At 46.9% G+C, this 22713-nt stretch carries 21 protein-coding genes and 1 tRNA gene; 20 read left to right on the top strand and 2 right to left on the bottom strand.

Annotated features, from left to right (window positions below):
• Positions 1 to 52: 52 nt before the first annotated feature.
• Both Q7S83_01245 and Q7S83_01240 read left to right on the top strand, forming a co-directional pair.
• Positions 53 to 1627 (top strand): SPFH domain-containing protein, encoded by a 1575-nt coding sequence (locus Q7S83_01245; protein ID MDO8466746.1) that lies wholly within the window; start codon positions 53 to 55, stop codon positions 1625 to 1627.
• A gap of 48 nt (positions 1628 to 1675) precedes the next feature.
• Entirely contained in the window at positions 1676 to 2638 is a 963-nt protein-coding gene (locus Q7S83_01240; GenBank protein MDO8466745.1) for a bifunctional phosphoglucose/phosphomannose isomerase, read from the top strand.
• Between the two features lie 168 nt (positions 2639 to 2806).
• On the opposite strand, the gene Q7S83_01235 is transcribed toward Q7S83_01240, so the two are convergent.
• Positions 2807 to 2879, bottom strand: a tRNA-Glu gene (locus Q7S83_01235).
• Positions 2880 to 2957: 78 nt separating this feature from the next.
• Between Q7S83_01235 and Q7S83_01230 the strand changes: the two genes are divergently transcribed.
• From Q7S83_01230 to Q7S83_01210, 5 genes are all read left to right on the top strand, one after another.
• Entirely contained in the window at positions 2958 to 3518 is a 561-nt protein-coding gene (locus Q7S83_01230; GenBank protein MDO8466744.1) for a hypothetical protein, read from the top strand.
• 68 nt (positions 3519 to 3586) lie between these two features.
• A complete protein-coding gene (locus Q7S83_01225; protein MDO8466743.1) occupies positions 3587 to 4150 on the top strand; it encodes an L-threonylcarbamoyladenylate synthase in 564 nt (187 codons plus the stop codon).
• Positions 4151 to 4197: 47 nt separating this feature from the next.
• The gene (gene tgt, locus Q7S83_01220) at positions 4198 to 5373 is read left to right on the top strand and encodes a tRNA guanosine(34) transglycosylase Tgt (GenBank protein MDO8466742.1); all 1176 of its coding nucleotides are present in this window, start codon (positions 4198 to 4200) and stop codon (positions 5371 to 5373) included.
• Positions 5374 to 5420: 47 nt separating this feature from the next.
• Positions 5421 to 5693 carry a SemiSWEET family transporter gene (locus Q7S83_01215; GenBank protein MDO8466741.1) on the top strand — a complete coding sequence of 91 codons (273 nt, stop codon included), beginning with the start codon at positions 5421 to 5423 and terminating at the stop codon, positions 5691 to 5693.
• Positions 5694 to 5821: 128 nt separating this feature from the next.
• A complete protein-coding gene (locus Q7S83_01210) occupies positions 5822 to 6526 on the top strand; it encodes a helix-turn-helix domain-containing protein (protein ID MDO8466740.1) in 705 nt (234 codons plus the stop codon).
• Positions 6527 to 7050: 524 nt separating this feature from the next.
• Here Q7S83_01210 and Q7S83_01205 read toward each other — a convergent pair.
• Positions 7051 to 7758: a pseudouridine synthase gene (locus Q7S83_01205; GenBank protein MDO8466739.1), complete on the bottom strand. Its 708-nt coding sequence runs from the start codon at positions 7756 to 7758 to the stop codon at positions 7051 to 7053.
• Between the two features lie 245 nt (positions 7759 to 8003).
• Between Q7S83_01205 and Q7S83_01200 the strand changes: the two genes are divergently transcribed.
• From Q7S83_01200 to Q7S83_01140, 13 genes are all read left to right on the top strand, one after another.
• Positions 8004 to 10310 (top strand): ATP cone domain-containing protein, encoded by a 2307-nt coding sequence (locus Q7S83_01200; protein MDO8466738.1) that lies wholly within the window; start codon positions 8004 to 8006, stop codon positions 10308 to 10310.
• A gap of 75 nt (positions 10311 to 10385) precedes the next feature.
• Positions 10386 to 11948 carry a malate synthase A gene (gene aceB / locus Q7S83_01195; GenBank protein ID MDO8466737.1) on the top strand — a complete coding sequence of 521 codons (1563 nt, stop codon included), beginning with the start codon at positions 10386 to 10388 and terminating at the stop codon, positions 11946 to 11948.
• 77 nt (positions 11949 to 12025) lie between these two features.
• Complete coding sequence (locus Q7S83_01190) at positions 12026 to 12418, top strand: hypothetical protein (GenBank protein ID MDO8466736.1); 393 nt, start codon at positions 12026 to 12028, stop codon at positions 12416 to 12418.
• 231 nt (positions 12419 to 12649) lie between these two features.
• Entirely contained in the window at positions 12650 to 14155 is a 1506-nt protein-coding gene (locus Q7S83_01185; GenBank protein MDO8466735.1) for an amidohydrolase family protein, read from the top strand.
• Positions 14156 to 14160: 5 nt separating this feature from the next.
• Positions 14161 to 15249, top strand: coding sequence for a putative lipid II flippase FtsW (gene ftsW, locus Q7S83_01180; GenBank protein MDO8466734.1), 1089 nt, complete (start codon positions 14161 to 14163; stop codon positions 15247 to 15249).
• A 142-nt stretch (positions 15250 to 15391) separates the two neighbouring features.
• Complete coding sequence (locus Q7S83_01175) at positions 15392 to 16531, top strand: UDP-N-acetylglucosamine--N-acetylmuramyl-(pentapeptide) pyrophosphoryl-undecaprenol N-acetylglucosamine transferase (GenBank protein ID MDO8466733.1); 1140 nt, start codon at positions 15392 to 15394, stop codon at positions 16529 to 16531.
• A gap of 9 nt (positions 16532 to 16540) precedes the next feature.
• Positions 16541 to 17989 (top strand): glutamate--tRNA ligase, encoded by a 1449-nt coding sequence (gltX, locus tag Q7S83_01170; protein ID MDO8466732.1) that lies wholly within the window; start codon positions 16541 to 16543, stop codon positions 17987 to 17989.
• 18 nt (positions 17990 to 18007) lie between these two features.
• Positions 18008 to 19267 (top strand): peptidoglycan DD-metalloendopeptidase family protein, encoded by a 1260-nt coding sequence (locus Q7S83_01165; GenBank protein MDO8466731.1) that lies wholly within the window; start codon positions 18008 to 18010, stop codon positions 19265 to 19267.
• Positions 19264 to 19596, top strand: a complete 333-nt coding sequence (locus tag Q7S83_01160) for a hypothetical protein (GenBank protein ID MDO8466730.1) — start codon at positions 19264 to 19266, stop codon at positions 19594 to 19596. The genes Q7S83_01165 and Q7S83_01160 overlap by 4 nt, the downstream gene beginning before the upstream one ends.
• Before the next feature lie 29 nt (positions 19597 to 19625).
• The gene (locus Q7S83_01155; GenBank protein MDO8466729.1) at positions 19626 to 20360 is read left to right on the top strand and encodes a glycosyltransferase family 2 protein; all 735 of its coding nucleotides are present in this window, start codon (positions 19626 to 19628) and stop codon (positions 20358 to 20360) included.
• Positions 20361 to 20421: 61 nt separating this feature from the next.
• Positions 20422 to 20874 carry a transcription elongation factor GreA gene (gene greA / locus Q7S83_01150; protein ID MDO8466728.1) on the top strand — a complete coding sequence of 151 codons (453 nt, stop codon included), beginning with the start codon at positions 20422 to 20424 and terminating at the stop codon, positions 20872 to 20874.
• 16 nt (positions 20875 to 20890) lie between these two features.
• The gene (locus tag Q7S83_01145; protein ID MDO8466727.1) at positions 20891 to 22231 is read left to right on the top strand and encodes an amino acid--tRNA ligase-related protein; all 1341 of its coding nucleotides are present in this window, start codon (positions 20891 to 20893) and stop codon (positions 22229 to 22231) included.
• Between the two features lie 175 nt (positions 22232 to 22406).
• The gene (locus Q7S83_01140) at positions 22407 to 22658 is read left to right on the top strand and encodes a hypothetical protein (GenBank protein ID MDO8466726.1); all 252 of its coding nucleotides are present in this window, start codon (positions 22407 to 22409) and stop codon (positions 22656 to 22658) included.
• Positions 22659 to 22713: the final 55 nt, after the last annotated feature.

The raw sequence follows: 22713 nt of genomic DNA, 5'->3' as shown, positions 1-22713 counted from the left end.
AATAAGATTTCTTGCTACTTTATTGCCATTGTCCCGTTTGCGGGACAACCCGATGGCGCGATGGGTTAATCGCGCAGAAGCCGTTCTTTTCAAGGAGATTGCAGTGACCTCATTGCAGAAGAAGCTTGCTGTTTTCGGTGGAACCCTGCTTGGCCTGCTCCTGATCCTCGTGGTCGCGAGTCCGGTCGGCTGGCTCCTTCCCGATCAGGATGAGTTCTACTACTTCGTAAATCGGTTCGGAGAGAGCTTGCCGGCGGGCCAGAACCTGGCTCAGGCGGGCCAGCGCGGCCCGACCCAAGAGATCCATTCACAGGGCTTTACTCTTTACTTCCGTTGGGGTCGGAGAGCCGAAGCGGTGAAGATGGAAGAGATCTCGGAAGGACAGATCGGCGTCTTGCACCAGCGTTTCGGAGCTACGATGCCCAATGGAATGGTCGTGGCCCCGGTAAAGAAGGCCAATGAATTCGGTCTGCCGGAAAGCGACTATCAGGGCCCGTTGGCCCAGGTGCTTGGCCCCGGCAGGTATCGTGTCCATCCGACGATGTACAAGCTGGAGAAGGTGGACTCGATCAAGATTCCCGCCGGCTTCGTGGGCGTGGTGACTGCCAAGTCTGGTGAGAAAACGCCAGAAGATCAGGAGCTGGCCACCGAGGGACAGAAAGGTGTTCAGGGAAAAGTGCTCGGTTCGGGCACCTACTTCATGAACCCCTACATGTATCAGGTCACACAAATGAGTACCCAGACGCAGGTGACCGAGTTTCACAGCGACGGGACCGGCCCTGCTAACGATGCAATCGAGTTCCCCTCCAACGACGGATTCACGATCGAATTCGACGTGGCCGTCGAGTGGCAGGTGAACGAGCATCTGATCGCCAAGGTTTTTCAGGATCAGGGCGACATCGCGGCGCTGGATCGTAAGGTGATCGTGCAGAACACCCGCTCGATCTCTCGAGTCGAGGGATCGAAGTATGGCGCCAAGGAATTCATCCAGGGCATCGGTCGTGAGAAGTTTGAACACGCCTTCCTGGCAGAGATGAAGAGGGTGTGCGTGGAGAAGGGTATTGAAATTCTGCGTTGCCTTGTGCGGAAAATCGAGGTTCCGGAAGAACTACGCAAGCCGGTCCGGGAAGCCGAGGTCGCTCGTCAGGAAACCCTCCGCTCGAAGGAGCAGATGGAGAAGGCGAAAGCGGACGCGGCGCGGATGGAAGAGGAGACCAAGATCGATCAGCGTAAGAAGCAGATCGAGGCCGAGACGGCAAAGATGGTTGCCGAGACGCAGGCGAAGCAAAAGCTGGCGGTGGCGGAAATTGATCTTCAGACCGCCAAGAAGGAAGCCGAAAACACGGTTGCCCGAGGCACGGCTGAAGCGGACGTCATCTTCCTCAAGAAGAAGGCGGACGCTGACGGCACCAAGGTGATGACCGAGGCTTTCGGAGGCGGTGAATCGCTGGCTCGCTATGAGTTCGCGAAGGCCATCGCGGCTAATACCACCTTCGTCTGGATGCCTTCCAACGAGGGCACTTTCTGGGGTGGGAGCGGCGATAACGAAGGAATGATGGGCAACCTGATGAAGTGGATGGTGAAGAACCAAAAACAGGAAAAGAAGGACGATCAGAATCCGAAGTAACTTTAGCGCCTCCCTCGCAAGAGGGAGGCTTTTTGTTATAATTAGGCAATGAAAGAAGCGATCCAAAATTTCCCCAAGCAGTTTGCTTGGGCGCCGAAAATAGAGAACGAAGATTTACTGCATCAATACAGCAAATTTGTAGTTGCCGGAATGGGCGGTTCCAGTTTGGGAGCGGATCTTTTGAAAGTTTGGAATCCATTGCTGGACCTGGTGATCCATCGCGATTATGGCCTGCCGGAAATTGCTGAAGCCGATTTGAGCCGCACTTTGGTGATCGCCAGTTCTTACTCCGGAAATACTGAAGAAACTTTGAGCGCTATGGAGACGGCGACAGAATTTGGCTTGGCGGTTGCAGTGGTGGCCGCGGGAGGGAAGTTGCTGGCGAAAGCGAAGGAGTTAGGTTTGCCTTACGTTGAATTGCCGGCGGACGGTATCCAGCCCAGAATGGCTACGGGCTTCAGCATAAAGGCGATTTTGGCGCTATTGGGGATGGATGAGGCGTTGAAAGAGATCGCCGCCGTGGCGAAATTGAATACCAAGCCGTCCGAAGTTGCCGGAAAGAAGCTGGCGGAGAAGTTGGTGGGAAAAGTTCCGGTTATTTATACTTCGCGGGTGAATATGCCCGTCGCTTATAATTGGAAAATAAAATTTAACGAAACGGCGAAAATTCCGGCGTTCGCCAACCGGTTTCCGGAATTGAATCACAACGAAATGACCGGCTTTGATTGCGCGCCAAAAGCAAAACCAATCGCGGAAAATTTCCATTTTATTTTCCTGCGCGATTCAGAAGATCATCCGCGCATCGGAAAGCGGATGGCAGTGACCGCTAAGCTTTATCGGGACAGGGGATTTGGTGTTGAAGAAATTGAAATGACCGGCGGTAATGTTTGGGAGAAAATATTCTCCAGCACTCTTTTGGCGGATTGGACCGCTTTTTACCTAGCTGAAGCATACGGAGCTGACCCGGAAAATGTTCCGATGGTGGAAGAGTTGAAGAAGTTGATCTCGTAATTTTGGTGGTCCCAATGGGATTTTCGCTGCGCATTGAGGCTGCCGCCTAATGTTTGCCGAACCACTATCGCAGCACCCCGACCCCCGTCTCGGACACCTTCTGGTTTCCGAGCGCCTTCCAACACGGTGTGCTGCTGGGTTCGAATCCCAGATTTATTTTGAGTTTTGTGGTCCCAATGGGATTCGAACCCATGTTTTACGGATGAGAACCGTATGTCCTGACCAACTAGACGATGAGACCAATGAGGAAACGATACAATATTTGCTATTAACGAGCAACTGACTATACTGGATTTGTTCATTAAAAATGAGGTGAGTTATGTGCAAGTTGAAGAGTTGTTGGTCGGAAGCGATGAGTTGTCTAGAGAGTCCCCCGAGCGATATGCGCTCTTGGTTGAAGATCGGCTTTGCAGTTACGATTTTTTCCTTGCTTTGGGGTCTGATGGTTACCGGAATTATTATTCGGAGTTACTCTTTGGAGCCCCCAGAGATCAACTGGAATCTTCCGTCGGCGATGCATTTGGTGGGGCAGATGATGGGCGTGTTGGGCGAGACCGCTATTGCGCAGTGGTGGCTTATCGCTTTGACCGTAATTCTTTGCGGACGGAAAAGGGTAGGGATTTTGCTGATGGTTGCTCTGCCCGCTAGTCTTTATTTTGGAATGGCCCATTACGAACTTTTTCGTGATTTTGCCGGGCGCAACATGGCAATTGTTTGCGCGGCGGCTTTGCAAGGAGTGCTCTTTCTCGTTTGGGGCCTTTTGTTTGTTAAGTGCGTGGACGCCAAGAGCCAGTTTCAGTTCAAGGCCTTGGCGGCCGTATCGTTCAGCCACTTCCTATACAATATTTTCATTATCAGACTCATCGCTTTTTGCTGGTAATCACCAAATCCGCTTAGGGTTGACACCTAAGCGGATTTTTGCTATAATTTCCATTGTTAACTTAACTTATGCCTAAAATAAGCTTAAAACCTCAAGAAGTCACTCAAATCCTTAATGCCGGCGGCGTGATGATTTTTCCGACTGAAACTCTGTATGGACTCGGCTGTGATGCCACTAATCCGCAGGCGCTGTTGAAGATCTATCAGATAAAAGGCCGCCAGATTGGTAAGGCTTTTCCGATTCTGGTTAAAGATTTTAATATGTTGGCGGAGTACGCTTCTTTTAGTCCCGACCAGAAAAAAGCGATGACTAAGTCTAAGAAGCCGACCACTTTCATTTTAAAAGCTAAAAATCTTTCTCCGTTGGCGGCGATGAAGCACACCGGCGCTTTTCGTTTGGCCAAACATCGTTGGACCAAGGAATTGTTTCGTTACTTCGATAGGCCAATCATAGCGACCAGCGCTAACGTTGCGGGAAAAGATCCGTTGAGGGACCCTTCCCAATATAAGGAAATGTTCAAGAAAACGGCGGAAATGATCGATGCGGTTATCCATGCAGGTATCAATAAAAAGACAAAAGGCTCTAAGATAGTAGACTTGACAAAGAAGCCTTATAAAATCGTGCGCGCCTAGCGCACAATTTTAGTAGTTAGTAGAAAGTAGCTAGTATTAAGTATTCTATGGAATTTAAGATTTTAAAGAAATCAAAAAAGTCCCGCGCAAGACTTGGAGAAATTCACACAAAGCACGGCGTGATTAATACTCCGGCTTTTATTCCCGTAGCGACGCAGGCGGCGATTAAGGGCTTAACCACCGATCAATTAAAAGCCATCGGCTCTGAATCTTTGCTTTGTAACACCTACCACCTTTACTTGAGGCCGGGAGATTTGACGGTGAAAAGAATTGGTAAGCTTCATAAGTTTATGAACTGGGATCGGCCGATCTGGACAGACAGCGGCGGCTTTCAGGCCTTTAGCTTAGGGGCGGCAATTGAACATGGCGTGAGCAAGATTGCGAATATCTTCCCGTCGGAAGCCGAGCTTGCGCACAAGCAAAATTCTCCGCGCGGACAGAGTTTGACCACTATCACCGATGACGGAGTTGAATTTCGTTCGCATTTAGACGGCTCAAAGCATTTCTTCACTCCTGAAAAATCTATAAAAATTCAGGAGAATCTAGGCGCTGATTTGATTTTTGCCTTTGATGAATGCACTTCCCCTTTACATGACTACGCATATACTAAAAAATCTTTGGAGCGCACACATAATTGGGCTAAGCGTTGCTTAGCGGCATTCAAGTCCAAAGTCGTTAGTCCAAAGTCGTTAGTCCAAAGTCAGGCTCTTTTCGGTATCGTGCAGGGTGGAGCTTATAAGGATTTACGTTTGAAAAGCGCGAAACTAATTGGCGGAATGGGATTTGATGGCTTTGGCATCGGTGGTTCCTTGGGTAAGTCTAAAAAAGATATGTATAAGATTTTGGATTGGACGATTCCATTATTGCCGGAAAATAAACCGCGGCATTTGTTGGGAATCGGCTCGGAGGAAGATATTTGGGAAGCGGTGAAGCGGGGGATAGATACCTTCGATTGCGTAGCGCCGACTCGCTTAGGAAGGAATGGAGGAGCTTTACTGCGCGGCGAACGCTTGAATATAAAATCCGGCCGCTATGGAAAAGATAAGAATCCGATTGATAAAGATTGCGGTTGTTATACTTGCGCCAATTATTCCCGCGCTTACATTAGCCATCTTTTTAACGCCAAGGAAATGCTTGGCCCGATTCTGACCACTATCCACAATCTTTCTTTTATGGAAAAACTTTTGAAAGAAATCCGCGAGAAGATTGCCAAAGAGCGGTAAATAGCTAAAATACGAGCAGAACCCTTTGGTTATAAAAAGGAGTCCGGATGACCCTCGCCGATATGCTCGGATGGTCGGCTTCGGTGGCCACTTTCATTTTCTTTTCAGTGGCTTCGCCGACGCAAATTATTAAGCACTATCGGGAAAAGAAGGTTGGTCTGACGGCTTTCTATGCCGCTTGGCCACTAGTCAGTCATATCCTCTGGTGCGCTTATGGTTTGGTTCTCGACAATCCTCATTTGATTTGGGTCAACGTTTTTGCTTTGGTGATGATTGGTATCATTTGTACTCAAAAATTCATTTTGTATCGGGAAAAATAAAACAGGCCCTAGGGCCTGTTTTTTATATCCGCCACTATGCTATGGCATAGTGGCGGGGATTTTTATTTATTGATTTTTGTGTCGCGGGAGGGTTGATATAATCGAACGACGGCGCTATGATATATATAATGCGTAATGATAAATTCTCGGCCATTAAGCTACGGTTGCAGGGCAAGAGTTATAGCGAAATCCAGAAAACCTTGCCTGGTATTTCTAAGTCTACTTTGTCGCTATGGTTGAAAAACATAGTTTTATCCGCGAGTGCAAGGGAAAAAATTGAGAATCGGTCCAAACAAAAATCGTTGGAAGGCCTTTTGAAAAGAAATAAAAATCAAACTCATTTGGCTCTGCAAAGAAAAGAAGAAATCCAGAAATTAGCGCACGGCGAGATTGCAAATATCTCTATTCAGAATCTATTTTTTATCGGTTTGGCGTTGTACTGGGCGGAGGGGTATAAGCGGCCGATTGTGAGAGGTGGAAGGGAAGTCACATATCACCCCATTAGTCTTACTAATGCTGATCCGGTTTTAATCAATGTCTTCTTGGCGTTTATTAAAAAGATTTGTAAAGTACCGGTCGAGAAAATAAAAGCCAATTTAAGAATTTTTCAACATATGAATGCTGAGGCGACCCTGAAGTATTGGGTTAAGACAACCGGTATTCCCAGGGAGAACTTTAATAAAACCTATCTTGGAATTAGTAAATCCAGTATGGGAAAGAGGCCATTTAATCGCTTGCCTTATGGGGTTTTGCAGGTTAGAATAAGTGATACCAAGCTATTCCATCGCATAATTGGCTGGATAGATGGCGTTAAGAACCACAATTTTAGTTAGTATGCCGCGGTAGCTCAGTGGTAGAGCGCAGCCCTAGATCTTTGGGGCCTTCCGTAGTAATGCGGATCGAAAAATTGGGTGAATTCGGGGAAAACCGGATGTATAGTAAAATATGCATACGACAATCCCGAGCCGAGCCAGAAAGGGTTTAAGTTTTCTGGAAGGTGTAGAGACTAGCAGGTGAGTCCCAACAATAATCCTGCAATAGCGCCCGATCCCGCACTCTTAAGTTTTTAAGAACGGGAATGAGATAGTCCAACTAGCCTTTGGAAGAGGCTGGCGTCGGGGGTTCAATTCCCTCCCGCGGCACAACAGAAAAATAAAGCGCCACGAAAAGGCGCTTTATTTTTTGTTTGTAGCGGCGGGAGCGAGCCAATTGTTTGGCTCGCGTAGGGATATTGAAGAACGCAGCGATACCCCGCAAGCTTGCGGGGTCGCGAGGGGCGGCCTGCGACCGAACCGAGCGACGGCGAGGCGAGAGTTGTAGGCGATTCCCTCCCGCGGCACCAAAACTAAAAACCGCCTTAGGCGTTTTTTAGTTTATTTACTTCTTCCGGCTTCAGTTCCCGATATTCGCCGGGTTTTTCAATTTCTTTGAGTGTTATTTTCCCTATACGAATTCTTTTCAAATTTTTAATTGTCAGATGTGTCTCGGCGGCCATCCGGCGAATCTGATGTTTGCGTCCTTCTTTTAAAACTATCGAAAAAGACATGTCATTTAGCTGCTCTACTACGGCCGGCAGAGTCATTTTGCCATCCAGTAGAACGCCTTCCGCTAAGCGCCTAAGACTCAACGGTTGAATTTTTTCCCAAACCTGAACCTCGTATTCCTTTTCAATTAGATGTTTTTCGCTGGTAACGACGGCGGTGAGAACTCCATCGTTGGAAAGCAGAATTAAACCCTCGCTTTCTTTATCTAGCCGGCCGACGGCGTTGAGGTGTTTGTATTGAGGTAGATAATCAAAGATTGTTTCGCCGCCCTTCTCATTAATGGCCGAAATCAAACCGCGTGGCTTGTTTAGTGCGACGGTTAATTTTGGAAGTTCTTCTTTACCCTTTCTTTCGATGATTTTTACAACGTCTTTTTCTGAAACTTTATCACCCAAAACCGCCACCCTGTCATTGATGAGTACTTTTTTGTCTGAAATCAACCTGTCCGCTTCACGGCGGCTAGCCAGTTTTTTCCAAGCGAGATATTTATTGAGACGCATCGGGAAAATTTCATTGTCCATATTGCCTGGATGATACCATGAAATCCGAATTTTGTCCCGCCGCACTATTTTTAAATATAAATAAGGCGGGATCCCGCGTAGCGGGATAAAACAACCGACAAAGTACTTATGCACTTCTATAATCTTGAAAAGCGGGAGTAGACTGAAGATATAAAAATTTAGATATCACTCGTTGCCCAATTCGTTCCCAAACTGTATAATTCCGTTTAGCAGTTTAATAATTCGAATCCAGCAAAGGAGCAGTGATGAAAAAAGAAACTACGATGTTTACCAAAGTTCGTAAGCGGGACGGATCAATCCTCGATTTCGAGCAGAGCCGCATTACCAGCGCTATTTTTAAGGCGCTAAATGCCACAGGAGAAGGTGGCGAGGAGGAAGCTGCTCGTGTTTCCGACAAGGTGCTGAAAGCGCTTAAAAAAGAGCATTCCGCGAAGGAGATTTTGGATATCGAAACGATTCAAAATTACGTTGAGCGCACTTTGATGCTTTTGGACTATACCAAGACCGCCAAGGCCTACATTCTTTATCGGGAAAAACGAGCCGAAGTCCGGGAAAAGAAAAAAGAAGTGCCCGAGAAAGTTAAACAGCTCGTAGCTGACAGTAAAAAATTCTTTTCTGATGATTTTAGCGAGTACATTTTTTTTAGCCGGTATTCCAGATGGATAGAATCGGAAGGAAGGCGTGAAACTTGGATTGAAAGCGTTCAACGCTACTTCGATTTCATGTTTAAAAATCTTGGCAACAAGATGATCGACCAAGAATATGGTGATTTGAAAGAGGCGGTTCTCAATATGCGAGTTATGCCGTCTATGCGGCTTTTCTGGAGCGCCGGCGGGGCAGCTGAATCCACCAACGTTTCCGGATACAATTGTTCGTTTATCGCCATTTCGGAGCTTCAGGATTTCGGTGAAATCATGTATCTCTCGATGTGCGGTACCGGAGTCGGTTTTTCTGTGGAGTATCAGAGTATTGAAAAACTTCCGCAGATTAAGCGTCAGACCGGGAAGCCTAAGGTAAAAATTGTCGTAGAAGACAGCAAAGAAGGATGGGCGGATGCGTTTGTGAAGTGCATGCGACATTGGTATGACGGTAAGGACGTGGAAGTTGATTATTCTGAACTGCGCCCGATGGGAGCGAGATTGCATACCATGGGCGGAAGAAGTTCCGGCCCCGGACCATTGAAGGCATTGATGGAGTTTGCCCGCGACAAAGTTTTGGAGCGGCAGGACAGGCGATTGAAGCCGATTGATGTGCATGATATTGCCTGTAAGGTCGGAGAGATTGTAGAAATGGGAGGTGTGCGTCGTAGCGCGATGCTTTCTTTGTCCAATCTTGATGATTTGGAAATGCGCGTTGCTAAAGATAAGCGTTTTTGGGAGAGAGATGAAAAACAGCGGCATATGGCCAACAACTCGGTTGCCTACGCTTCTAAGCCGACTGACGTCGTTTTGATGAAAGAATGGCAGCAATTGGCTGAAGGCGGAACCGGTGAACGGGGCATATTTAATCGGGCGGGCCTGAAAGATCAGCTGCCTCCTCGGCGCTGGAAAATTTTTGAGAAGGATGCCGCCACTAGCGGCACTAATCCTTGTGGTGAAATTGTGTTGAAGTCCAAACAGTTTTGTAACCTTACGGAGGTTATTTGTCGGGCGGAAGATACCGAGGAAACTTTGCTGGAAAAGGTACGCTTGGCGACCATTATGGGCACCTATCAGGCGACCCTTACTAATTTTCCATATCTGTCCAAAGAGTGGAAGGAGAATTGTGACGAAGAGCGCCTTCTTGGCGTTTCTCTAACCGGTCAGTGGGATTGCCCTGCCGTGCGTAATCCTGAGACCTTGCGAAAGCTTAAGGAAAGGGCCGTTGAGGTTAATAAGGAATATGCCAAGCGATTTGGCATCAATCAGTCGACGGCAATCACTTGTGTGAAGCCGTCCGGAACTGTTTCCCAATTGGTCAATTCGGCATCCGGCCTGCATACCCGCTATGCTAAGTACTACCTTCGCCGCACTCGTTTGTCCGCGACCGATCCGATTTTTGAGATGCTTAAAGAGCAGAAATACCCGTATGAAGCTGATGCTTATCAGAGCACGGGTGCTCTGGCGAATTATGTGATTACTTTCGTGGTCAAAGCTCCAGAGGGAGCAATTACCCGCCGCGATAAAAATGTCGTGCAGCAGCTGGATTATTGGAAAATTCTTAAAGAGAATTATACCGAGCACAATCCCTCGGCTTCGATTTACATCAAGCCCGAAGAGTGGATTGAGGCAGTGCATTGGGTGAGGAAAAATTGGGATATGGTGGGTGGTCTGGCTTTCTTCTCCGAGCAGAACGTTTACGTGCAATCTCCTTATGAGGAAATTATGGATGATGTAGCCGTGAATGAAAAAACCGGAGAAATGGTGGTAGTAAAAACCGCTGAAGAAAAATATCGGGAGTTGAAGGCCAAGCTTCCGGAAATTAACTTCGCTGATATCGTGCTTTATGAGCAGGATGATGAAACCAAGGGCGCGAAGGAAGCAGCTTGTGCCGGAGGAGTTTGTGAAATTTAGCCACCCATGAGGGTGGCTTTTTAAATCTAAGGTTTTTTGATATGCTCTTCTCGGTCCATTGAAAAGGAGAGGTTTGTGAATACTGACGTCCGAGTCAGAGGTCCGAAGGTAGAAGGGGACGAGAAAATTCTGACGCCTGAAGCCCTGCGCTTCGTTGGCGAACTTAATAAAGAGTTCGGAGATATTCGCAGGAAAAATTTGGAGTGGCGAGATGTTTTCCAGCGCAGGCTAGACACCGGCGATTTCCGTAGCCTTTCTTTCGGCAATACGGTTATTCGTACTTCCGAATGGAAAGTTGTTCCGGCTCCGAAAGATCTGGAAGATAGGCGAGTGGAGATTACCGGGCCGGCATCAAGCCGGAAGATGGTAATTAATGCTTTGAACTCCGGGGCGAATTGCTACATGGCGGACTCGGAAGATTCCGATGCTCCGACTTGGGCGAATATCGTCAACGGGCAGATTAATCTTTTTGACGCTGTAAGAAGGCAGATTGATTTTGAGACCGGCAGGAAAAAGTATGCGCTGAAAGAAAAAACAGCTGTGCAGTTTTTCCGTCCTCGCGGCTGGCATTTGCCGGAGAAGCACGTGCTGGTGGACGGCAAGCCGATGTCGGCGAGTTTGTTCGACTTCGGAATGTATTTTTTCCATAACGCTCAGGCACTCGTAGATAAAGGTACGGGAGTTTATCTCTACCTTCCTAAAATGGAGAGCTCTGTCGAAGCGATGCTTTGGGATGCAATCTTCCGGTGGTCTGAAGACCAGTTTGGTTTGCCGCGGGGAATTATCCGCGCGACCGTGCTGATTGAGACTTTGCCGGCGGCGTTCCAGATGGAAGAAATTCTCTATGCTCTTCGCGAGCATTCGGCTGGCCTGAATTGCGGCCGCTGGGACTACATTTTCAGCTACATCAAGAAGCTTTCTGCTCATCCGCGTTTTGTTTTGCCGGACCGCTCCACTTTGAAAATGGACGGAGGTTTTCTCGCTCCGTATGCTGATCTTCTGGTGGAGACCTGTCATAAGCGGGGAGCTCTCGCGATGGGCGGAATGGCGGCGCAGAGTCCCAGCAAGGATGAGAAAGTTAACATCGCAAATAGCCTGAAAGTTAAAGCTGATTCTGCGCGTGAGATAGGGTTGGGCTTTGATGGTAAATGGGTTTCTCATCCGGCGTATGTTCCGGATGTGAAAGAAATTTTCGATCTGGGAATGCCCGGGCCGAATCAGCTGGATGTTTTGCGTGAAGATGTCCATGTCACCGCGGAAGATTTGCTCCGCGTTCCGAAGGGGGCAATTAGCGGCGATGGCGTATACAGTAATGTCAGTATCGGCATCCAGTATCTGGAGGCTTGGCTGCGGGGCGTCGGTTGTGTCACTTTGAACAACCTAATGGAAGATGCGGCGACGGCAGAGATTTCTCGCGCACAGATTTGGCAGTGGCGGAAGCACAACGTGGAAATGTGTTCGGCTAAGGCTTTGGATGAAGTGATTAAGGAAGTGATGCAGGATTTGCGGGGCTTGCCCGCCTGGGCGGGCGGGAAGTTTAACCTCGCCGAAAAGATTTTCCGGGAGATGGTATTTTCCGAAAAGTTCCCCGAGTTCCTTACGCTCGCGGCATATGATCATCTGGTAGTGTCGGCATAGATTAGCCCCCTTGTTTTGGGGGGCTTTTTTTGTTATAATACCCTTTAGTACGTTCATTTCATGAAGGGAGTATTCCAGTGAAGAATTTCCTCGGTAACGCTCTTGCCGCCGTTTGTTGTCTCGCCGCGCTGACATTGCTCTGCCTCGCTTGGTTCTCTCCGCAGAGTCTCTATGCCGATCCTCCTGCGCCTGTCCTTCCAGCCGATGAAAGGCCCATGACGGACGATGTGAAGCCGGAGCTCCTGGCTGATCCGGTAGATAAGAGTGACGTGGAAATGAAGGACCTCGGAGGCGGTGTTTATCGGGTAGAGGTGAAGACTTCCGCTGACTCTCGCGAAGACTATGAAGCCGCGCTGGTGAAGTTCTGCAAGGATCACGCTGATTGCATGGTTTCTGTTTCGTCCGCGCCCGCCAACCAGAAGGGCAATACGGGCGTCACCACCTACTACTGGGTGGCATGTAAGAAGTAACAGCAACAAGACTAACCTCCCGCAAGGGAGGTTTTTTGTTTGATTCGCTAGTGCTGCCGAATGGCTTTTAAGGAACATCTCGGAGGCAAGTTGGATTGGTTTTCGGCGATTAGCCGAAACAACTTGTCGAGAGAGAAGCGGGCTGGCCCGCCGGAGGCCAGCAACGCTGTGTCCGAGAAAGCTATTCGGCAGCACTAATTAGCAAAATGCTATAATTTTAGGGTAAGTCAAATGATTCTAATAAAAGGCGCGAAAATTCTGGATGGTTCCGGGAAGCGGCCGGTTTTTACCGCCGATGTTTTGTTGAAGGGTAATAAAATAGCCGCTATCGGCAAATTTCCGACCAAGAAATCCCAGCTTACAATAGAAGCCCTCGGCCTTTATCTTGCTCCCGGATTTATAGATGTAGACACCGACTCCGACCACCATCTTTCGCTTTTCACTAACCCGCAACAGCAGGATTTTTTGCTTCAGGGAGTCACGACTATCTTCGGCGGAGTTTGCGGCGCCTCTCTTGCCCCGTTGTTTTCGGGAAGCTTGGATTCTATCCGTAAGTGGACTGATACCAAGCAGGTAAATATTGATTGGCATACCGTCGCCGAGTTTTTGAAAGTTTTGGGAAGAAGGGGATTGGGAGTTAATTTCGGAACTTTGGTCGGGCACTCCACGATTCGCCGTGGTTTAGTGCAGGAAGACGCCCGCGATCTTACTCTGCCGGAGTTGGAGGCTTTGAAAAAAATAGTCAGAGACGCCATTAAAGAAGGCGCCTTCGGGTTATCTACGGGTTTGGGTTACGCGCATTCCCGCCGCGTTCCTTATTCAGAGATTAAAGAGCTGGTGAAGGTAGTGGCAGAAAAAGGGGGAGTCTATGCAACTCATTTGCGCGACGATAAAGAGGGCGTGCTGGCGGCGGTGGAAGAAACAATTAAAATTGCCGAAGAAACTAAAGCTAAAACTTTAATCAGCCATTTCAAGCCGATTATCGGATTCGAGCAAGATTATAAAAAAGCCGTGGAGTTAATCCATAGCTCCGCCGCTTCGCTGGATATTCATTTTGATAGCTATCCTTTTGGCGAAACAATTATTCCGATATACACACTACTACCGGCTTGGGCGCAGGTTGGAAATTTGGAAATAATGCTTTCATATTTAAAAAATCCCGACTTGGCGGCTCGTCTTCTGAAAGACTTTGCCGGTATCAAAGGGAAAGATATTCGGATAGCGCAAGCAGCCGGCCAAGATTATCTGGTTGGAAAAACTTTGCAGGATTTTGCGGAAAATCAGGAATTGAATATGGCGGAAGCTTTGATGAAGCTGATGAGCTTAACCGGATTACGAGCTTTGGTATTTTATCGCAACATCAATTTGGATCTCGCTTTGCAGAATTTGGAGCGCGAGCAGGCATTAATCGCCTCCAACGGCGCCAGCTTGCCGGATGATACTCGTTCGCTGAAGCATGAGCGATTCACCAATACCTTCCCAAGATTTATCGAGGTGGTTACCCAGAGAAAAATGCTTTCTTTGGCGCAGGCCATCAGTAAGATTACGTCCGAACCGGCGCAAAAGTTCGGCTTGAAGAATCGCGGCTTGATTGCCGAAGGAGCGGTTGCGGATTTGGTGTTGTTCTCCACTCGGCATGGAGTTAAGGTTGAACATGTCATTGTTAATGGGCAGTTGGCGGTCAAGGATAGGCAGTACCAGAATATTTTATCGGGCGAAATTTTGAGGAAGATATAATTGCGATGAGAAGTCATCGGCCGGATTATATAATTCTTCTCTGCCTGCTCTTCTTAGTAATTTTCGGATTACTGGCGTTGGCGAGCGCTTCTTCCAATCTCGGGCAGGCAAAATTCAACGACAGCTTCTATTATCTGAAGCATCAGGTCTTCACCGGGTTAATCGTGGGACTGGCAGGATTTTTCTTAGCTTATAATATCTATTATCGGCGCTATCAGAAATTTGCCCTGATTTTACTGCTGGCGAGTATAGTGCTGACTGCCCTAGTATTCACTCCGCTTGGACTGAAAGCCGGCGGGGCGGAGCGATGGCTGCAGATTGGGCCGATTACCTTCCAACCGGCGGAATTTTTGAAATTGACGGTCATTATTTATTTCGCGGCTTGGTTGGCCGGCCAGAGTGAGCGTAGCCGAAGTTTTTGGAAGGGCTTTTTTCCGTTTTTTATTGTGTTGGGGGCGGTCGCCGGTCTTCTGCTCAAGCAGCCGACTACCACTACCGTAGTGATTATTTCCGTTTCGGCGCTGGTGCTTTATTTTGTGAGCGGGGCGAAACTTTCTTATGTAGGAGGCGTGGCCGTAATCGGAGTTCTGGCTTTGGCTGTTGCCGTTGCCATGACCCCTTATCGCTTTCAACGTATTGCTAATTTTTTAAATCCGGATGCCAGCCCTTTGGGTGGAGGCTATCATATCAATCAGGCGCAAATGGCTATTGGAGCCGGAGAAATTTTTGGTGTTGGCTATGGGCAATCAACTACAAAAATAAGTTATTTACCGGAGCCAATCGGGGATTCAATTTTTGCCGTAGTGGCGGAAGAGTTGGGGTTTGTTGGTTCGGTCGGCTTGGTATCAGTGTTTTTATTGTTGGTTTTGCGAATCCTACTTTTGGCTAGATCCGTTAAGGATAAGTTCGGAAAATTAGTACTGGTGGGCTTCGGTACGCTGATTAGTCTGCAGGTTTTTATCAATATCGGCGCTATTTCTGGCCTTTTGCCGCTCACTGGGGTTCCTTTGCCGTTTATTAGCTATGGCGGCACCGCCCTTGCGGTATTTATGACAATGGGCGGGATTGTGGCGAATATAAGCAAACACTCTTGAGTCTAAAAATTCTAAATCTTAATTTCTAAACTCTAAATAAATTCAAATACCAAAATTTTGAAATTTTCTAATTAAGACATTGTTTAGGATTTAGGGTTTAGAATTTAGAGCTTACTTTAGTAATTCTGATATAATTTCATTAATGGCTAAAAAGCTTCGGATTATCTTTACTGGAGGGGGAACGGGCGGACATATCTATCCGATTATCGCCGTTTCAGAAAAACTGCGGGCTTGGACGGAAAAAAACGGCGTGCAGGCCGATTTCCGATATTTTGGAAACCCCGGCGCTTTTCGGGAGGCTTTATCCGCTAACGCTATTCGAATTTCTCGGGTTGCGGAAAGTAAGTGGCGTCGTTATTTTTCTTTGCTGAACTTTCTGGATATTTTTAAATTCGGTTTTTCCGTACTGCAGTGTTTATGGAAAATATATTGGTTTATGCCGGATGTAGTTTTTTCTAAGGGCGGACCGGGCTCTTTGCCGGTGGTTTTAGTTAGCTTTCTCTACGCTACCCCTATAGTTATCCATGAATCGGATTCAGTTCCCGGATTAGCGAATCGTCTGGCGAGCAGATTCGCCAGAGTTATCGGTTTAGCTTTCGGTTCGGCCGCAAAGCGTTTTCCGAGAACTACGGCGAAATTGGATGTAGTGGGAAATCCGGTCCGCTCTGAATTATTGATTAAAACCTCTCCGGAGCAGGCCAAGGTAGCGTTAGGTTTTGATCCCGCTAAACCGCTGATTTTGATTTTTGGCGGCTCGCAGGGCTCCAATCGGATGAACGATTTTATCCTCGGCAATCTTGAAGCAATTTTATTGAAATTTCAGGTGATGCATGTGATTGGCCGGGAAAAGTTCCAAGATTATAAGAATCAATATGATTTTTTGACTAAGAATTTTTCCCCGATTCTGCTCGCCAGCTATAAATTTTCTGATTATCTCGGGGTTGAAATGAGTAAAGCAATGGATGCCGCCGACTTGATTATGGCGCGGGGCGGAGCCGGAGCGATATTTGAAATAGCCGCGAAAGGGAAACCGGCGATTATTGTGCCGTTTCCCGAAGCGTCCGCTGATCATCAAAAAGAAAATGGCTATGCCTATGCTTCTTCAGGGGCGGCGGTAGTGATTGAGCAGGACAATCTATTGCCCAGTATATTTTTAGACCAAGTTGAGAAAATCGTCTTGGATCCGGAAGTGAAAGCAAAAATGTCTTCCGCCGCCACCGCGTTCTACCAAGCCGATGCCGCCGACCGCATTGCGGTTGATATTCTTGAGTTTATATCTTAGTTTTTGTTTATGAGTCCAACGAATAAAAAACAGGTTCGGGTTCGAATCGCCCCTTCGCCGACCGGCTACTTGCATATCGGCACTGCCCGCACGGCGCTTTTTAACTGGCTTTTTGCTAAGCAAAACAATGGCGTGTTTGTTTTACGTATTGAGGACACCGACCTTGAACGCTCGGAAGAAAAGTATGAGAAAGATATTATTGAAAGTTTAAAATGGCTTGGTTTGGATTGGGACGAAGGTCCAATCAAGCAGACTGACCGGCTGGAGGTTTATGAAAAATATCTTAATCAGTTATTGGCCGAAGGCTCGGTTTATTATTGTTTCTGCAGTAAAGAACAGCTGGAAGAAGAGCGGCAGGCGATGTTGGCGCAGGGGTTCGGCTCAAAATATAGCGGGCGATGCCGGCTTTTAACCGCCGAGCAGGTAAAAGAAAATTTAAAATCCACAGCCAGTCATGTTATTCGTTTGAAGGTTCCGGAAACCAAGATTACTTTTACCGATATCATCCGTGGCGACATTACCTTTGATGCCGCCCTAATGGGGGATATAGCAATCGCTAAAGACCCTCGGGTGCCTTTATATAATTTTGCGGTGGTGGTAGACGACGAGGAGATGGCGATTTCTCATGTAATCCGCGGAGAAGATCATATTGCCAACACCCCTAAGCAAATTTTGATTCAGAAAGCATTAGGTTTCGGCTCTCCCGAATACGGCCACATCCCGCTTATTTTGAACGCCGACCGAAGCAAGATGTCCAAGCGCTTCTCGGCGACTTCAATCAACGAATATCGCGAAAAAGGCTATCTGCCGGAAACGATGGTGAATTTTATGGCTTTGCTTGGCTGGCACCCCGCACCACAACCTTCGGTTGAGGCACGGGGCAAGTCCGCTGTTGTTGAGAAGGAAATTTTTACCGCCGAAGAATTGGTTAAAGAATTTGATATCAATCGCATCCAAAAAGCGGGTGCGATTTTCAACGTGGATAAATTAGATTGGCTGAACGCCCAGTATATAAAGAAGATGGACTCGAAAGACTTGGCCAAGCTTTTGAAAGTGAAAGATACCGAACAGAATTTGCGCATCGTGGAAGCCACGAAAGAGCGGCTAAAGAAACTCTCTGATTTTCAGGAGATGGCGGGATTTTTTGTGGAGGTGGCCGAATATAATCCGGCGCTTTTAATTTGGAAAACTTCCACTAAAGAAAAGACCCTGGCTAATCTCAAAGAGGCGGAGCAGATTATTTCCGCGATTATCAGTGATGATTTCGCGAAAAATAAATTGGATAAGGTTTTAATGCCGATTGCGGAAGCGCGAGGGAAGGGGGATTTCTTGTGGCCTATCAGAATCGCTTTGTCCGGCTTGGAAAAATCTCCCGGCCCATTTGAAATTATGGAAGTTATAGGAAAAAAAGAGACTTTAGTGCGGGTTGCGGAAGCCATTAAATTGCTCGGTAAGTAAGCTATTATTAAAGAGGATATGAAACGCTCTATTTTAGCTACAGTTTTTCTACTTACTACTTTCTACTTACTACTTTCTGCCGCGCCAGCGGGCGCTTCAGCCGCCGATGATTTACGTAAGGCCATTGAAGAGAAGGCCAAAGGATTATTGGAAATCAATAATCAGATTCAGGCTACGCAGAAACAAATAGAGCAGACACAGAGTCAGCAAAAGAGTTTGAGTAAGGAGATCAAGACCATAGATTACGGCATTAATCAGTTAAATTTGGGGATTAAGTCTAGTCAGATAAATATTGAAAAATTGGGATTGGAATTACAGGAAGTTCAGTTGGATATCAACCAAATCAATGCCTCAGTAGGCACTAAAAAACTTGCTCTGATTATATTAATGCGTGAGTTGTATGAAAAGGACGGCGAGGGGTCGCTGATGATGTTATTGAAGAACCGCAGTTTGGCGGAGAGTGTGTTGGAGAATGAAAGTATCGCCAGCTTAAACAACGGAATTTCCACCGAAGTTACGAATTTGAAAGAATTGGGCCAGCAGCTGGATGGTAAGTTTCAAACCACTAGTTCTAAAAAGAAAAAAATAGAAGTAGAAAATAGCACTCTAAAAAATCGCAAGAATATCGTTGCCGATCAAAAAACCGAGCGGCAGCAGCTTTTGACTCAGACAAAAAGTCAGGAAAAGGTTTACGCGCTGGTTTTAGATGATTTATCTAAAAAACAGGCGGATATTTCCGCGGAAATAGAAAAAATTGAAAAAGAATTGCGAGCAAGTATTGATCCCTCGTTGCTGCCAATCCCTAGGCCGGGAGTGCTGGCGATGCCTGCCGCCGGAGTGATGACGCAGGATTACGGCGCGACTGCTTTCGCAAAATATGGGTACAAAGGGCAATTTCACAATGGAGTAGATATTGGGGCGCCGATTGGTTCGGAGGTCTGGTCTGCTGAAGATGGCACGGTAGTGGCGATAGGAGACCAGGACCAGCTTTGTTATCGGGGAGCTTACGGAAAATTCATCGTAGTTCAGCACGATAATAACCTCACCACTCTTTACGCGCATCTTTCCAGGTTCGGAAGTGTGGACGGACAACTAATCAAGAAAGGGGATATAGTTAAGAGAGGTCAACTCATCGGCTATGTGGGGCGCACTGGTTACGCTACCGGCCCACACCTTCATTTCACAGTTTACGCCGCGCAGACCTTCTATATGGGAGCGAGTCGCGTCTGCGGGTCAATGCCCTTTGGTGGAGATTTAAATCCTAGAAATTACCTATGATACCTTTTCGAATTATTCTACTATCTATTTTCTACTTACTACTTTCTGCCACGCCCGTCTTGGCCGAAGTAAATTTTGATAAAGCTTTAGATGCCGCTAAAACCGTTAATCAGGAGATTCAAAAAAAGATTAACATCGCTCCGGTAGCGCAAGAGATTAATAAGGCACTGCCCACAGAAGAGCAGGCTAAGGGATTTTTGGCAGGGGTTTGGAAGATAGTGATGATAGTGGTTAGATTTTTTGCTAAAATTTTTGACTGGATGCTCGGCATAATTTCTTCAGTATTCTATTTTGTGCTGAATAAAATAGGCTTAGATTTTTTTAATTAGCATCTCGTTGCTTTGATATACTAAGAGTAGTGGCAAAACCATATCTGTCCGTTATTATTCCCGCTTACAACGAAGCCAAAAGGCTTCCTTTGACGTTGATTGACGTTGACCGGCATCTTTCTGAGCAGGAGTATTCCTATGAAATTCTGGTGATTGACGATGGCTCCACTGATGCCACCGCAGAGATTACGGAGCGGTTTAAGCCGTTGATAGAAAATTTAAAAATAATCAGGCTGAAAGAAAATAAAGGGAAAGGAGCGGCGGTACGGGAGGGGATGTTGGCTGCAAAAGGCAACTGGCGGGTATTTATGGACGCCGACAATTCCACCTCAATCGTCGAGTTCAATAAAATGATTCCATCTCTTGATGAGGGCTATGAAGTAGTAATCGGTTCGCGCGCAGTGAAGGGCTCGAAGCTCAATCCGCCGCAGAATATTTTAAAGCAACTCGCCGGTAAGTTGGGTAATTTATTTGTGCAGATTTTGTTGTTGCGGGGTATTTGGGACAGTCAGTGTGGGTTTAAATGTTTTTCTGAAGAGGCGAGTAAGAAGATTTTTTCTTTGGCCCGGCTGAATCGCTGGGGGTCCGACGTGGAGGCTCTGGCTTTAGCTCGGTCACTTGGCTATCAGATTCGTGAAATGCCGGTGCATTGGGTGAATGACGCCCGCTCCCATGTCCGATGGTACTCGTATTTCCAGGTGCTTTTTGAGGCGGTGAAAGTTCGCTGGTGGCTCTGGAGGAAGTCTTATGATTTAAATTCTTGATATTTAAATTTTTGCTTGATATTTAAATATTTAAATGTTTAAATAGTTAGAATATACAACAATGGAATATCATCTATCATCCGAGAAGCTTGAGGAATTGAAGAAAGAATTGGAAATATTAAAAACTCAGAAACGCGCAGAGGTTGCCGAGCGCTTGAAGCGCGCCAAAGAGTTGGGCGATCTTTCCGAGAACGCCGAATATATGGAGGCCCGCGATGAGCAGGTGCAAGTTGAGACCCGCATCTTTGAGCTGGAAGACATGATTAAGAACGCTATTTTGATTACTCAAGTTAAGGGAGACAAGGTGCAGATTGGTTCCGAGATTGAAGTCGAAAAAGACGGTAAAAAATTAGCACTCAAAATCGTTGGCCATAATGAAACCGATCCAGCTGGTGGCAAGATTTCCAATGAATCGCCTATGGGTTCCGCTTTTATGCATAAATCTAAAGGAGATTCCGTTAAGGTAAAAACTCCGGCTGGCGAAATGACTTACAAGATTGTGTCTGTTAAGTAGTATTCTTTATATATAAATGTTGGAAGACCTTATTAAAGAGCGCCTTAAAAAGAAGGCCGAGCTGGAGAAGCTGGGCGTAAACGTTTATCCATCGCAAGTTAAGCGCACCCATCTGGTGGCTCATGTGGTAAAGGATTTCGCTGCGTTATCTAAAAAGAAAACTAAAGTTTGGTTGACCGGCCGTTTGCTTGGCCTTCGCGTGCAGGGTGGCGTGGCTTTTGCCGATCTTACTGATGGCTCGAGAGAAAAAATCCAGATTGTTTTCAGCAAAACTAATTTGGGTAATTTTCAGGCCCTCAAAGATAATTTAGATATCGGTGATTTTGTGGAAGTTGCCGGCCCGCTATTTAAGACGAAAAGAGGGGAGAAGAGCGTAGAGGCAAAATCGATGAGGGTGATAACGAAGACTTTGCGTCCTTTGCCATCCGTCTGGCATGGCCTAAGCGACACCGAAGAACGTTTTCGTAAACGCTACCTGGATTTAATGCTGAATGCCGAAGTCCGCCAGCAGTTGGTTGAGCGTTCGCAGATAATTGAATACATCCGAGACTTTTTGGCCGAGGAAGGATTTTTGGAAGTAGAAACCCCAACTCTTCAGCCGATTCCCGGCGGAGCCAAAGCTCGGCCATTTAAAACTCACCACAACGCCTTGGATGTGGATTTTTTCCTGCGTATCGCCCCGGAGCTTTACCTGAAACGATTGTTGATCGGCGGAATGGAGAAAGTTTTTGAGCTGGGCAAAGTTTTCCGCAACGAAGGAATGGATCGCGACCACAATCCGGAATTCACCGAGCTTGAGCTCTATTGGGCTTATCAGGATTATCAGGGTTTGATGAAATTCACTCAGAAATTATTGAAAAAACTTATACCCGGAAAATGGAAGACAGTTACTTTTGCAGAAATTTTCAAACAGCACTCCGGCAAGGATTATAAGACTATTCCGGCGAAAGAGTTGGATGAGGCGTTTAAGCGCTCTGTACGTCCGAAGATTGTGGAGCCTACCTTTGTGACTGATTATCCGGAGTCATTAATGCCCTTGGCGAAATTGCATGAGAAAGACAAAACCCTGACCGAAAGCTTCCAGTTGATTGTAAACGGAGCGGAAGTGGTTAAAGGATTTTCCGAACTGAATGATCCGGTTTTTCAGCGTGAGCAGATGGAGCGGCAAGAGAAGGCATTCAGAGCAGGGGACGAGGAAGCTTCCCGCAAAGACGAGGATTTCTTGGAGGCCCTTGAATACGGTATGCCTCCCGCCGCTGGTTTGGGTATTGGGATTGATCGCTTAGTAGCTATCGCCACTAAAGCGCACGCGGTGAAGGAGATTATTTTGTTTCCGACTTTAAGGCCTAAGGGGTAGGGTTTAGCCAAAAGCCAATAGTAGAATTACGGGCTAAATTTGATTGCAAAAAATTTTATTTCTATTTGCGCACCTCAACTTAAACATCTTGCGGTCGTAAGATGTTTAAGTTGGGGGGTTGCTTTTGGGGCCGGTTGTGCTAAAATAGCCCACAGCACTATTGAGGAGGAAAGCCATGGAAATTGATGTCGCACAGCTCGCGGCCCTGTTTCAGAGTCATGGGGTAAAGGTCAAAGACTGCGGAAGATACCTTTTGCTGGAAACCAGCGAAGGGTCAGTAGAAATGCTCAATGAGGTCTCTTATCCCTTCACTCCGAAAGTGGAATCCCCAAAGCCAATTGACTCTCATGCCGAAACCAGGAGGCTGATAAAGACAGCAGAAGAGACTTCGGCCGACAAGAAGTGGTCTCCGGAAAACGGCTGTTAACTAGAATCCCCATGTCCAACGCGTTGGACATGGGGATTTTTATTTTTCATATGTC

Source organism: bacterium (assembly GCA_030646995.1).
Lineage (GTDB): Bacteria > Patescibacteriota > Minisyncoccia > UBA6257 > WO2-44-18 > JAUSKF01.
This window is presented reverse-complemented; position numbering and strand designations above follow the sequence as displayed.

Coding starts and splice junctions, on each gene's coding strand:
- ftsW (MDO8466734.1), top strand. CDS start 14,161: ATGAGAAGTCATCGGCCGGATTATATAATTCTTCTCTGCCTGCTCTTC.
- Q7S83_01230 (MDO8466744.1), top strand. CDS start 2,958: ATGTGCAAGTTGAAGAGTTGTTGGTCGGAAGCGATGAGTTGTCTAGAG.
- Q7S83_01140 (MDO8466726.1), top strand. CDS start 22,407: ATGGAAATTGATGTCGCACAGCTCGCGGCCCTGTTTCAGAGTCATGGG.
- Q7S83_01175 (MDO8466733.1), top strand. CDS start 15,392: ATGGCTAAAAAGCTTCGGATTATCTTTACTGGAGGGGGAACGGGCGGA.
- Q7S83_01145 (MDO8466727.1), top strand. CDS start 20,891: ATGTTGGAAGACCTTATTAAAGAGCGCCTTAAAAAGAAGGCCGAGCTG.
- Q7S83_01165 (MDO8466731.1), top strand. CDS start 18,008: ATGAAACGCTCTATTTTAGCTACAGTTTTTCTACTTACTACTTTCTAC.
- Q7S83_01215 (MDO8466741.1), top strand. CDS start 5,421: ATGACCCTCGCCGATATGCTCGGATGGTCGGCTTCGGTGGCCACTTTC.
- Q7S83_01205 (MDO8466739.1), bottom strand. CDS start 7,758: ATGGACAATGAAATTTTCCCGATGCGTCTCAATAAATATCTCGCTTGG.
- Q7S83_01200 (MDO8466738.1), top strand. CDS start 8,004: ATGAAAAAAGAAACTACGATGTTTACCAAAGTTCGTAAGCGGGACGGA.
- gltX (MDO8466732.1), top strand. CDS start 16,541: ATGAGTCCAACGAATAAAAAACAGGTTCGGGTTCGAATCGCCCCTTCG.
- Q7S83_01185 (MDO8466735.1), top strand. CDS start 12,650: ATGATTCTAATAAAAGGCGCGAAAATTCTGGATGGTTCCGGGAAGCGG.
- Q7S83_01160 (MDO8466730.1), top strand. CDS start 19,264: ATGATACCTTTTCGAATTATTCTACTATCTATTTTCTACTTACTACTT.
- greA (MDO8466728.1), top strand. CDS start 20,422: ATGGAATATCATCTATCATCCGAGAAGCTTGAGGAATTGAAGAAAGAA.
- Q7S83_01240 (MDO8466745.1), top strand. CDS start 1,676: ATGAAAGAAGCGATCCAAAATTTCCCCAAGCAGTTTGCTTGGGCGCCG.
- Q7S83_01245 (MDO8466746.1), top strand. CDS start 53: ATGGCGCGATGGGTTAATCGCGCAGAAGCCGTTCTTTTCAAGGAGATT.
- tgt (MDO8466742.1), top strand. CDS start 4,198: ATGGAATTTAAGATTTTAAAGAAATCAAAAAAGTCCCGCGCAAGACTT.
- Q7S83_01225 (MDO8466743.1), top strand. CDS start 3,587: ATGCCTAAAATAAGCTTAAAACCTCAAGAAGTCACTCAAATCCTTAAT.
- Q7S83_01210 (MDO8466740.1), top strand. CDS start 5,822: ATGCGTAATGATAAATTCTCGGCCATTAAGCTACGGTTGCAGGGCAAG.